The sequence below is a fragment of the Streptomyces sp. NPDC001933 genome, assembly GCF_042890955.1.
Classification (GTDB): domain Bacteria; phylum Actinomycetota; class Actinomycetes; order Streptomycetales; family Streptomycetaceae; genus Streptomyces.
This window is the reverse complement of record NZ_JBIASS010000003.1, coordinates 140067-152146: the sequence shown is the minus strand read 5'-3', so window position 1 is coordinate 152146 and position 12080 is coordinate 140067. Positions and strand designations below refer to the sequence as shown.

General features: G+C 71.5%; 10 protein-coding genes. 4 read left to right on the top strand and 6 right to left on the bottom strand.

The window, feature by feature from the left end:
• Positions 1 to 76: 76 nt before the first annotated feature.
• From pyk to pta, 3 genes are all read right to left on the bottom strand, one after another.
• On the bottom strand, positions 77 to 1507 hold the full coding sequence (pyk, locus tag ACFYY7_RS08455; RefSeq protein ID WP_388658705.1) for a pyruvate kinase: 1431 nt from the start codon (positions 1505 to 1507) through the stop codon (positions 77 to 79).
• Positions 1508 to 1581: 74 nt separating this feature from the next.
• Positions 1582 to 2898: an acetate kinase gene (locus ACFYY7_RS08450; protein WP_388658702.1), complete on the bottom strand. Its 1317-nt coding sequence runs from the start codon at positions 2896 to 2898 to the stop codon at positions 1582 to 1584.
• A 4-nt stretch (positions 2899 to 2902) separates the two neighbouring features.
• Complete coding sequence (gene pta, locus ACFYY7_RS08445; RefSeq protein ID WP_388658700.1) at positions 2903 to 5029, bottom strand: phosphate acetyltransferase; 2127 nt, start codon at positions 5027 to 5029, stop codon at positions 2903 to 2905.
• A gap of 238 nt (positions 5030 to 5267) precedes the next feature.
• Between pta and ACFYY7_RS08440 the strand changes: the two genes are divergently transcribed.
• Positions 5268 to 6293: an ATP-dependent 6-phosphofructokinase gene (locus ACFYY7_RS08440; RefSeq protein WP_388658698.1), complete on the top strand. Its 1026-nt coding sequence runs from the start codon at positions 5268 to 5270 to the stop codon at positions 6291 to 6293.
• Between the two features lie 225 nt (positions 6294 to 6518).
• Positions 6519 to 7526 (top strand): helix-turn-helix domain-containing protein, encoded by a 1008-nt coding sequence (locus ACFYY7_RS08435; protein WP_388658697.1) that lies wholly within the window; start codon positions 6519 to 6521, stop codon positions 7524 to 7526.
• A 28-nt stretch (positions 7527 to 7554) separates the two neighbouring features.
• Here the strand turns inward: ACFYY7_RS08435 and ACFYY7_RS08430 are convergent, their stop codons facing one another.
• The 3 genes from ACFYY7_RS08430 to ACFYY7_RS08420 all read right to left on the bottom strand — a co-directional run bounded on the left by ACFYY7_RS08430 (position 7555) and on the right by ACFYY7_RS08420 (position 9620).
• On the bottom strand, positions 7555 to 8196 hold the full coding sequence (locus ACFYY7_RS08430; RefSeq protein ID WP_388659751.1) for a helix-turn-helix domain-containing protein: 642 nt from the start codon (positions 8194 to 8196) through the stop codon (positions 7555 to 7557).
• Positions 8197 to 8433: 237 nt separating this feature from the next.
• Positions 8434 to 9135 (bottom strand): zf-HC2 domain-containing protein, encoded by a 702-nt coding sequence (locus ACFYY7_RS08425; protein ID WP_388658694.1) that lies wholly within the window; start codon positions 9133 to 9135, stop codon positions 8434 to 8436.
• A complete protein-coding gene (locus ACFYY7_RS08420) occupies positions 9132 to 9620 on the bottom strand; it encodes a sigma-70 family RNA polymerase sigma factor (RefSeq protein WP_388658691.1) in 489 nt (162 codons plus the stop codon). Before ACFYY7_RS08420 ends, ACFYY7_RS08425 begins: the two co-directional genes overlap by 4 nt.
• A gap of 341 nt (positions 9621 to 9961) precedes the next feature.
• On the opposite strand from ACFYY7_RS08420, the gene ACFYY7_RS08415 reads away from it, so the two are divergent.
• A complete protein-coding gene (locus ACFYY7_RS08415) occupies positions 9962 to 10654 on the top strand; it encodes a hypothetical protein (protein ID WP_388658688.1) in 693 nt (230 codons plus the stop codon).
• A 68-nt stretch (positions 10655 to 10722) separates the two neighbouring features.
• On the top strand, positions 10723 to 11982 hold the full coding sequence (locus tag ACFYY7_RS08410) for a vanadium-dependent haloperoxidase (RefSeq protein ID WP_388658686.1): 1260 nt from the start codon (positions 10723 to 10725) through the stop codon (positions 11980 to 11982).
• Positions 11983 to 12080: the final 98 nt, after the last annotated feature.

Sequence of the window (12080 nt, the reverse complement as noted above, 5' to 3'; positions counted from 1 at the left end):
GGGAGCCGCAAAGGGCCGTGGGCCGCACTCGTCAGGAGTGCGGCCCACGGTCGTTCGTCCAGGCGTGACGGGTACGTCAGTCGCGGCTGCCGCCGCCGACGTGGTGCACCCGGACCATGTTGGTCGTGCCCGGGATGCCGGGGGGCGAACCGGCCGTGATGACCATGGTGTCGCCCTCGTTGTAGCGGCCCAGCTTCAGCAGCTCGCCGTCGACCAGGTCGACCATCGCGTCCGTGTTGTCCACGTGCGGCACGACGTGGGCCTCGACGCCCCAGCTCAGCGCGAGCTGGTTGCGGGTGGACTCGTCCGTGGTGAAGGCAAGGATCGGCTGCGCCGCGCGGTAGCGGGAGAGCCGGCGGGCCGTGTCACCGGACTTGGTGAAGGCGACCAGCGCCCGGCCGTTCAGGAAGTCCGCGATCTCGCAGGCCGCACGGGCCACCGAACCACCCTGGGTGCGGGGCTTCTTGCCCGGGACCAGCGGCTGCAGGCCCTTGGAGAGCAGCTCCTCCTCGGCGGCCACGACGATCTTCGACATCGTCTTGACCGTCTCGATCGGGTACGCGCCCACGCTGGACTCGGCCGACAGCATGACCGCGTCCGCGCCGTCCAGGATCGCGTTGGCGACGTCGGACGCCTCGGCGCGGGTCGGCCGCGAGTTGGTGATCATCGACTCCATCATCTGGGTCGCGACGATCACCGGCTTGGCGTTCCGCCGGCAGAGCTCCACCAGGCGCTTCTGCACCATCGGGACCTTCTCCAGGGGATACTCGACGGCCAGGTCACCGCGGGCGACCATCACACCGTCGAACGCCATGACGACGCCCTCCATGTGCTCGACGGCCTGCGGCTTCTCGACCTTGGCGATGACGGGGACCCGGCGGCCCTCCTCGTCCATCACCCGGTGGACGTCCTTGACGTCGTCGGCGTCCCGCACGAAGGACAGCGCCACCAGGTCGCAGCCCATCCGCAGGGCGAACCGCAGGTCGTCGATGTCCTTCTCGGACAGGGCCGGGACGTTGACCGCCGCACCGGGCAGGTTGATGCCCTTGTGGTCGGAGATGACACCGCCCTCGATGACGATGGTCTTCACCCGGGGGCCCTCGACCGCGACTACCTTCAGCTCGACGTTGCCGTCGTTGATCAGGATCGGGTCGCCCTTGGCGACGTCGCCCGGCAGGCCCTTGTAGGTCGTGCCGCAGATCGACTTGTCGCCGGGGACGTCCTCGGCGGTGATGGTGAACTCGTCCCCGCGGACCAGCTCGACGGGGCCCTCGGCGAACTTCGCCAGGCGGATCTTCGGGCCCTGGAGGTCGGCGAGCACACCGATCGCCCGCCCGGTCTCGGCGGCGGCCCTGCGGACCCGGTCGTAACGACCCTGGTGCTCCTCGTGGCTGCCGTGACTGAAGTTGAAGCGGGCCACACTCATGCCGGCCTCGATCAGAGCGACGAGCTGCTCGTGCGAGTCGACGGCGGGACCGAGTGTGCAGACGATTTTGGAACGGCGCATGAGGCGGATCCTATCGGTTTGTTTCGCTACGGAATATTCCGTCTGGTGGAAGGTACAAAGGGGCGCGGGGGTGCTCAGTTGTGGGCTTGTCCGACTGCGTCGCGGGCCTGGCCGACGGCGTCGCGGGCGGCCCCGCCGGCCATGCCGTGGGCCTGTCCGACGAGCGCGAAGGTCTGTACGGCTATCTCCAGTTCCTCGTCCGTCGGCACCACGGCGACCGCGACCCGTGCGGAGTCCGGCGAGATCAGCCGGGGCTCGTCGGACCGTACGGCGTTCAGATCCGCGTCCACCGCCAGGCCGAGCTCTTCGAGACCGGCGACGGCAGCCTCCCGCACCGGTGCCGAGTTCTCCCCGACCCCCGCCGTGAATGCCACGGCATCCACCCGGCCGAGGACCGCCGAATAGGCGCCGATGTACTTCTTCAGCCGGTGCACGTAGATGTCGAAGGCCAGCGCCGCACGCTCGTCGCCCTCGTCGATCCGGCGCCGGATCTCCCGCATGTCGTTGTCGCCGCAGAGGCCGACCAGACCGCTCTTCTTGTTGAGCAGTGCGTCGACCTCGTCCGCCGACATCCCCGCGACGCGCATCAGATGGAAGGTGACGGCCGGATCGATGTCCCCGGAGCGGGTGCCCATCACCAGCCCCTCCAGGGGCGTGAGCCCCATCGAGGTCTCCACGCACCGGCCACCGGCCACCGCCGACGCCGAGGCGCCGTTGCCCAGGTGCAGCACGATGACATTGACCTCCTCGGGGGTGCGTCCCAGCAGTTCGGCGGTCCTGCGGGAGACGTACGCGTGCGAGGTGCCGTGGAATCCGTAGCGCCGGATGCGGTGCGCGTCGGCGGTCTCGGTGTCGATCGCGTACCGCGCCGCGTACTCCGGCATCGTCGTGTGGAAGGCCGTGTCGAAGACCGCCACCTGCGGAAGGTCCGGCCGCAGGGCCATGGCGGTACGGATGCCGGTGATGTTCGCCGGATTGTGCAGCGGGGCCACCGGGACCAGGCGCTCGATCTCCGCCAGCACCTCGTCGTCGATCACCACGGGCTCGGTGAACCGCAGCCCGCCGTGCACCACCCGGTGGCCGATCGCCGCCAGCTGCGGGGAGTCCAGGCCGAGCCCGTCGGCCGCCAGTTCCTCCGCCGCCGCCTTCAGCGCCGCCTCGTGGTCGGCGATCGGGCCGGTGCGCTCACGCCGCTCGGCGCCGCCGCCCGTCAGCGGGGTGTGCACCAGCCGGGAGGTCTCCTCGCCGATCCGCTCGACCAGCCCCACCGCGAGCCGGGTGCGGTCGCTCATGTCCAGCAGCTGGTACTTCACCGACGAGGAGCCGGAGTTGAGGACCAGCACGCGGTACGCGCCCGCCGTGGTGGAACCCGCTGTGGTCGGGGTGGTCATCCGTTCACTCCTTGCCCTGAGCCTGGATCGCCGTGATGGCCACGGTATTGACGATGTCCTGGACGAGCGCGCCCCGGGACAGGTCGTTGACGGGCTTCCGCAACCCCTGGAGCACCGGTCCGACGGCCACCGCGCCCGCCGAGCGCTGCACGGCCTTGTAGGTGTTGTTGCCGGTGTTCAGGTCCGGGAAGATCAGCACCGTCGCCTGGCCCGCCACCTCGGAGCCGGGCAGCTTCGTCGCGGCGACGCTCGGCTCCACCGCGGCGTCGTACTGGATCGGGCCCTCGATCCTCAGGTCCGGCCTGCTCGCGCGGACCCGGTCCGTCGCCGCGCGCACCTTGTCGACATCGGCGCCCGATCCCGAGGTCCCCGTCGAGTACGACAGCATCGCGATCCGCGGCTCCACGCCGAACCGGGCGGCTGTGGCCGCCGACTGCACCGCGATGTCGGCGAGCTGCTCCGCGTCCGGGTCCGGATTGACCGCGCAGTCGCCGTACACCAGCACCTTGTCGGCGAGGCACATGAAGAAGACGGAGGAGACGATCGAGGCGTCCGGCTTTGCCCTCCCGTCGCCCGCCACCGCCCTGCCCGACGAGCTTCGCTCGGCTGCCTTGGTCTTGATGATCTCGAAGGCGGGACGGATGGTCGCCGCGGTGGAGTGCACCGCCCCGGAGACCATGCCGTCCGCGAGCCCCTCCTGGACCATCAGGGTGCCGAAGTAGTTGACGTCCGCGACGACGTCGTACGCCAGCTCCACCGTGACCCCGCGGTGGGCCCGCAGCTGGGCGTACCGCTCGGCGAAGGTCTGGCGCAGCTCGGCGGTCTGCGGGTCGATGAGCTGCGTGCCGGCGAGGTCGATGCCGAGGTCGGCGGCCTTCTTGCGGATGACGTCGGGGTCGCCGAGCAGGGTGAGGTCGCAGACGTCGCGGCGCATCAGTACGTCGGCGGCGCGCAGCACCCGCTCCTCGGTGCCCTCCGGCAGCACGACCCGGCGCCGGTCGGCGCGGGCCTGCTCCAGCAGCTCGTGCTCGAACATCATGGGGGTGACGCGGCCGCTGCGGGCCACCGAGATCCGCTCCAGCAGGGCGCCGGTGTCCACATGGCGCTCGAAGAGGCCGAGCGCGGTCTCCGCCTTGCGGGGCGTCGCGGCGTTCAGCTTGCCCTCCAGGGCGAAGAGCCGGGCCGCGGTGGGGAAGGATCCGCCGGCCACCGACACGACCGGGGTGCCCGGTGCGAGTCGCGCGGCCAGCCTGAGTATCTCCTCGCCGGGGCGCTCGTCCAGGGTCAGCAGCACCCCCGCGATGGGCGGCGTCCCGGCGCTGTGCGCGGCCAGCGAGCCGACCACCAGGTCCGCCCGGTCCCCGGGCGTGACCACCAGGCAGCCCGGCGTCAGCGCGTTCAGCATGTTCGGCAGCATCGCGCCGCCGAAGACGAAGTCCAGCGCGTCCCTCGCCAGCCCGGAGTCGTCGCCGAGCAGGACCGTGCCGCCGAGCGCCGCGGTGATCTGGGCGACGGTCGGCGCGGAGAGCGCCGCGTCGTCGGGCAGGACCGAACAGGGGACGGGCAGCGTGGCCGTCAGCCGCTCCGCGATGGCGTCGCGGTCCTCGGCCGCCACCCGGTTCACGATCATCGCGACCACGTCGCAGCCCAGTCCGGCGTACGCGCGGTAGGCGTTGCGGGTCTCGGCCCGCACCGACTCCGCGGTCTGCCCCTTCCCGCCGACCACCGCGATCACCGAGGCGCCGAACTCATTGGCCAGGCGGGCGTTGAGGGCCAGCTCGTCGGGGAGCTGGGTGGCGGCGAAGTCGGTGCCGAGCACCAGCACCACCTCGTACTTCCGGGCCACCTGGTGGAACCGGTCGACCAGCCGGGAGACCAGCTCGTCCGTGCCCTGTTCCGCCTGGAGCGCGGACGCCTCGTGGTAGTCGAGACCGTAGGCCGATGCGGGGTCCTGGGAGAGCCGGTAGCGGGCCCGGAGCAGCTCGAACAGACGATCGGGTCCGTCGTGGACCAGTGGCCGGAACACCCCGACCCGGTCCACCTGACGCGTCAGGAGCTCCATGACTCCCAGATCGACGACCTGCCGGCCGTCTCCCCGGTCGATCCCGGTCACGTACACGCTGCGCGTCACGCGTGTTCTCCCGTCCAATTGCGGTTTGGGATGGTATTGCCATGTTGACGATACCCGCGGGAACCGAGGCGTCGCCCGCCGGGCGAAGCGTCCCGCGCGGGGGCCGCGGAGCCGTCCCGGAGGACGGCGAACGCGAGGTCCAGACCAGGCGTGGGACAATCGTCGTGGCTCACGGTACGGGGGATTCAGTGGACGTCCCCCGAAATGCACGGCACTAGCGAGCAGGAGACAAGGCACGATGCGCATCGGAATTCTCACCGCAGGCGGCGACTGCCCAGGTCTGAACGCAGTGATCCGGTCGGTCGTGCACCGCGCCGTGGTGGGCCACGGCGATGAAGTCATCGGCTTCGAGGACGGGTTCAAGGGCCTCCTCGACGGACACTTCCGCCCCCTCGACCTCAACGCGGTCAGCGGCATCCTCGCCCGGGGCGGCACCATCCTCGGCTCGGCCCGGCTGGAGCGCGACCGGCTGCGCGAGGCCGCCGAGAACTGTGCCGAGCTGAGCCGCCGTTACGGCATGGACGCCCTCATCCCGATCGGCGGCGAGGGCACCCTCACCGCCGCCCGGATGCTGTCGGACGCGGGCATGCCCGTCGTCGGCGTCCCCAAGACCATCGACAACGACATCTCCGCCACGGACCGGACCTTCGGCTTCGACACGGCCGTGGGCGTCGCCACCGACGCCATAGACCGTCTCAAGACCACGGCCGAATCGCACCAGCGGGTCATGGTCGTCGAGGTGATGGGCCGGCACGCGGGCTGGATCGCGCTGGAGTCCGGAATGGCCGGCGGCGCGCACGGCATCTGCCTCCCCGAGCGCCGCTTCCAGGTCGAGGACCTGGTGAAGATGATCGAGGAACGCTTCGCGCGCGGCAAGAAGTTCGCGGTCATCTGCGTGGCCGAGGGCGCGCACCCGGCGGAGGGCTCCATGCCGTACGCCAAGGGCGAGATCGACCAGTTCGGCCACGAGCGCTTCCAGGGCATCGGCAACCGGCTGGCCATCGAGCTGGAGACCCGGCTCGGCAAGGAGGCCCGGCCGGTCATTCTCGGCCATGTGCAGCGGGGCGGCACGCCGACCGCGTACGACCGGGTGCTCGCCACCCGCTTCGGCTGGCATGCGGTGGAGGCGGCGCACCGGGGCGACTTCGGCCGGATGACGGCACTGCGCGGTACCGAGATCGAGATGGTTCCGCTTGCCGACGCGATCACACAGCTCAAGACGGTGCCCAAGGACCGGATGGACGAGGCCGAGTCGGTCTTCTGACCCGCTTCGGCCCCGGCCGCACGACCGCGGCCCCGCTCGGACGACCCTGCGGCCCTGACTGTCCCCCCGTGGACGGTCAGGGCCGCTCGCCGTTCCCCCGGCGTCCGGGGCCGTTCCGGATGGTCGGATCCGGACGGGCCGCGGTGCCGGAAACAACTCTTGAGCCGACGGACCGGATCAACAAGGCTTGTCCCTGTCCGGGACATGTCCCAACCTTGTCCGGGCGTGGAATCCAGGGGAGAGGCACAGCAGATGGTCGTCGAGGGCAGAGCTCCGGATCCTCGTGGGGCGCGCAACGCGCCCGAGTTCATAGCCCTGTTGGGGGTGCTCAAGGAGGCGTCGGGTCTGACGTACCGCGAACTGGCCCAGCGGGCCGACGCGGTCGGGGACGTGCTGCCGCGCTCCACGATCGCCAACATGCTGGGGCGCACATCGGTCCCGCGCGAGGAGCTCCTCGCCGCCTTCGTACGGGCCTGCGGCTGCGGGCCCGCGGAGGTGGCGGAGTGGCTCGCCGTACGCAAGGAACTCGCCGTGCACGGGGAGCGGGCCGGGACGGGGGAGGAGTCCGGGGCGGCACCGGAAGCCACCGCCGGGCACTCGTCCGAGCCGCCCACCGTCCCGTTCCCCGAACCGGCCCCGGCCCGGCGGCCCCGGTCCAGGAAGGTTCTGGCGGCCGCCGTCGGGCTCGTCGTGCTCGCCGCCGCCGCGGTGACCGTCACCCTCCTCGTACGCGACGACGGGAAGGAAGCCGCCCCCGTGAGCGGGCCCGTGGCCGGGCGGACGGTGCAGATACGGTCCGTGCACTCCGGGTTCTGCCTCTCCGAGAAGCGGGGCAGCGACAGCGGGCGGCTGTACCAGGTGCCGTGCGAGCAGGAGACGATCCCGAGTTTCTCCCTCAAGCCGCTGGACGGCGACGCCTGGCGGATCGTGACCGATCACCCGGAATACGACCTGGGCTGCACCGGAATCTGGGACGGGATGCGGGATGCCGGAGCCGGGTTGCAGGACCAGGGGTGCGGCAAGCGTGGCGATGCGGAGGAGTTCCTGATCGAGCCCGTCGGCCGTCCCGTCGAGGGGTACCGCATCCGTCCCGCCCACACCCGCCTGTGCGTCGGTGCCGAGGGGAACAGCAAGGAACGCGGCGCCAAGCTGGTGCAGGCGAGCTGCGACGGAGCGGACCGGGGCAGCTTGTTCTCCTTCGACCCGGTGGTCACGGAGACGGCCGGCGGCTGAGCGCGTACGAGGGAAGGGGCGGGGCGGCTCAGTGGCCGTCCGGCCCCGGCACCCCCGCCGCCCGCCAGAACCGTTCCAGGATCTCCGCCAGGAACACCCGCCCCGAGTCGCCCGTGGCCCCGGCCCGCTCCGCACCCGTGCTGCTCCAGCTCAGCGTCGACACCATCAGCGCCTGGTAGTCGGTGTGCAGTTGCTCCAGCACGTCCTGGAGGAACCCGCGCTCCAGCGGCACCAGCTTGGCCACCGGCCGCAGATGGGCCTGCCAGCGCGTGGTCACCGCGCCCCGCAGCAGATCCGCCAGCTCCTCGTCCCGCCCGGACACCGTCACGAACCCGGCGGGCGTCAGCCCCAGCACCTCGGCGAGCACCGCGGACTGGCGTTCGTTGCCGCGCCAGCGCCCCGAATCCTCCATCCGCAGATACGCGGAGGTGGACAGCCCCAGCAGCCGCGCCAGCTCCTCCACCGCCAGCTCCTTGGCCACCCGGTGCTCCCGCAGGGTGCGCGCGGCGGTGAGCAGTTCGCCCGGCGAGCACCACAACACCCCGGCCAGCGCCGTGAGTTCGTACTCGTTCGGCGAGGCGAGCCCGCGCTCCCAGGCGACCACCGTCTCGGTGCTGACCCGGAGCCCGTACTGGGCCCCGAGCCCGTAGGCGACATGGCCGGGAAGCATCCCCAGGGCCTCGCGCAGTCGGCGGGCGGCGGGGGCGTTGAACGGCGGGGACGGGTGCACGGCCCCACGGTAGGAGTCAAGGCATGGAATGACTACGGTGTGTTCCACCGATATCCACGGATCGTAGGAACGTCCTAGACGCGCGACCGGCTTCCCGTGCCGCCCCCGCGCCGGGGCAGGCGGGACCGTCCCGCGGGCCGTCGGCGGAGCGGCCCGCGGGATGGCGGTCGAGGCCGGTCAGAGCGGTCGGGCCGTGGCGACCAGGCGTCCCTCGTGGTCCATCACGGAGATGGACCGGATGTCGGGAAGGCGCACGGCACTCGCCCCCGTCACGGCGGCGCTGCCGTTGGGAGTGATCGCCCAGGTGGCCGCCTGCTCCTTGCGGCCGTCCACCGAGGAGACCTGGAGGACGAAGGGTCCTGGTGCTCCTGCGGGCAGGTCGGCCAGGGTGACGCTCACCGCGGTGCCCCAGGGCTTGTCCGTGAGCGTGGCACGGCCGGACACGGAGTACCCGGCGGCCGAGGTGAAGGCGGTGGCCGGGCCGTCCGGGCCGGCCGGATGCCGGAACTGCAGCATCGACCCCACTCCGAGCCCGGCGACCACGATCAGGGCCGCGGCCAGTGCCAGCCACTGCCGACGGGCCCGGCGCCTGCGTACGGCATCGGCGGTGCGGACCTGCTCCAGCAGGCGGCCGAGCCCGGCCGGCGAAGCAGGCGGCGCCGCATCGGTGCCGGTCTCGCGCGCGTCCGGGGGGCGGGGCGCGGGCATGGCCGGGGCGCGGCGGAGCAGTCCGGCCAGCGGGGCCGAGCTCGCGAGCTCGTCACGGCACTCCTGGCACATGGGCAGGTGGGACTCCAGGACGCGGCGGTCGGTCTCGCCGAGACCGCCCAGCACATATGCGCCGATCAGCATGCGCACGTCATCGTGGTCGGTGCTCACCGCAGAACTCCCATTTCTTCAAAGGCTGCGCGCAGGTTGCGTACGGCGTAGTAGGCGCGGGACTTGACCGTTCCCTCCGGGATCGTGAGTCGTGACGCGGACTCGGCAACGGTCAGCCCCTCGAAGTACAGAGCCTGGATCACATCACGGTGCTCGCCGGACAAGCGTTCCAGCGCCGCGGTGATCACGTGGCCCTCCAGCGCCGCCTCCACGTCATCGGCAGAAGGTACGGCCGCGAGCGCCTCGTCGTCGTAGAGCGGTTCCGGACGCCGCTGCTCGGCACGCCAGCTGTCGGTGAGCACGTTGCGGGCGATCGTGAAGAGATAGGAACGGAGGGTGGCCTGGCTCGGTTCGATCCTGTCGATGCTGCGCCATGCCCGCAACAGAGTCTCCTGCACCATGTCCTCCGCCTGCTCAGGGCTGCGCACGTACCTGCGCACGAAGGAGAGCAGCACATCGTGGTGCTCGGTGTACAACGCAGTCATCAACTGCTCGTCCGGCGTCACGCTCGATGTCCTCGTCTCGCGGGCTGGGGTCGCTCGGAGCAGCGCCGGGCCCGAACCGCGGGCGGCTGACAGTCCGCGCCCCGGGGCGGCGCGGAACCGGATCCGGTCCATCCGACTCACTTCCATACCTGACCGCATCGGCTGCGCCGTCCTGGAGGACGGCTGCGACCTGCGGCTTCTGGTGTCCTGAGGCACTGATCGTGCGCCTCGCAGCTACGTGTACGACGAGCGGGGGGTACGAGTTCACCCGCGGATTGAACCGGGTGCCACAGGCGGTCGTACACCTGGCCGCAAGCCCCAGACACCCAGGAGGACAAGTCATGAGGAAGAACAAGCTCGGCTGGACCCTCGGCGCGAGTGCGGCCGTGATCCTCGGCCTCGGCGCCACGGCCTTCGGACTGTCCAGCGCGAACGCGTCGAGCCTGGACAGGCCGTCCGCCGCGAAGCACCCGGTCAAGGTGAAGGTCGTCGCGCCCGAGCGCGGGGACAACGCGGGCGTGGAGGGCAAGGGCTGGATCGTGGACCTGAAGCTCTCCTTCCGGGGCAAGACCCTGGCCCAGACCGGCTACAACGGGCTCCAGCTCACCGGCCCTGCCGCGCACAACGACACCGCCCCCTTCCCCGGTACGTTCTCCACCGGCCGGGACGAAAAGATCCCTGGACTGGTCGTGCTGGACTCCACCACCAACAGCACCCTCCCCGGCTTCTCCGGGCCGGGTACCAACCTGGCCAATCTGTTCAACCTCTCCGGCGTCACCGACCGCACCCCGCACACGACCGAGCTGTGGGACACCTGGATCGTCGGCGCCCCGATCGTGGGGCAGAACGTCGACACCACCCTGACCGTGGCGGTCGTCGACGACCTCGACCACGACGGCATCTACAACGACGCACCCGCCGTCGTGAAGGATCTCGACGGCGACGGGAAGATCGGCGCCAAGGACCTGGACCGGATGGGCGTCGCCTCCAACATCGTCACCGTCCCCTTCCACATCGACGCCGACCCCGCCTGAACACCACCGGGTCAGGAGGAACGCTGCTGCCGGCATCCGGCCCCATCCCACCATCAGGAGCTGCTCCCGTGAAAATTTCGAAGACCCGTGCGGCCCTGGCGGCCTCCACGGCACTGCTGGTCGCCTCCGGCGCGGCGCCGGGCGTCGCCGCCCCTGCGTCCGGGCACGACCGCACCTCCGTGGCGCTCGCCTGGTACGACACCACGGCCGACACGATCGCGACGGCCGGATCGGCGCTGCCTCCGGTGACCAACAACCGCACCTGGGCGATCAGCTGGATCGCGGCGGCGCGGGCCCTGCAGCATGTGCCGTCCGGGGTCGACCGCCGGGACTACCAGGACGCGGCGCTGGCCGCCGCGGTGCACCGCGCCCTGGTCGAGCTGGCGCCCACCCGTGCCCCGGAGCTGGATGCCGCCCTGCGGGAGACCCTGGACCGGACTCCCGACGGCCCGGCCGAGACCCTGGGCGTCGCGGCGGGCGAACGCCAGGCGCTGGAGGTCCTGCACGACCGCGAGGGCGACGGCCTCGACGCGGCCTCCGTGAACGCCCCCTTCACCGTGCCGCCGGCCGCGCCGGGCGTCTGGCAGCCCACCCCGCCCGCGTTCGCCCCCGCCATCCAGAACGGCAGCAGGTTCGCCCGGCCCTTCCTGCTGAAGAGCGCCGACCAGTTCCGGCTGCCCGCGCCGCCCGCTCCGACGTCCGAGCGGTACCGGACCGACCTGAAGGAGGTCCGGGACTTCGGCGAGCTGAACAGCACCGCGCGCACCGCGCGGCAGACCGACACGGCCAACTTCTGGTTCGACTCGTCGCTCGCCCTGTGGACCAAGCCGATTCGCGTCGCGCTCGCCGCCACGTCCCACCGGCCGCCGGCCAAGCAGGCCGAGCTCGTCGCCCTGGCCCACGCCACATTGGTGGACACCCAGATCGCCACCTCCGACAGCAAGTACACCTACCCGCTGTGGCGCCCCGTCACCGCGATCCGGGCCGGCGTCGGCGACATGGCGGCCGACCCGTCATGGACCCCGTTGCACACCACCCCGGCGCACCCGGACTACCCCAGTGGCCACAACACCTACGCGGGCGCGACGGAAACCGTTCTCACCGCCCTCGTGGGACCGCGCACGGCCCCGTTCACCCTGACCAGCGGCACAGCACCGGGCGTCGTCCGTAGCTACACCGCATGGCACCAGCTCACGCTGGAGAACATGGACGCGCGGGTCTGGCTGGGCATCCACACCCGACTCGCGGACGAGGCCGGGGTCGAACTGGGCACCGATGTCGCCAAGTACGGGCTGAGCCACGCCCGGTCGCTGTTCAAGGAGCACTGAAGCGGCCGGGCGAACACCGCCGTCCGGGCCCGCGCCCGCGCCCGCGCCCGCGTCCACGTCGAGTCGGCGAGGACGCGGGCCCGGGTGCCGCCGCTCCG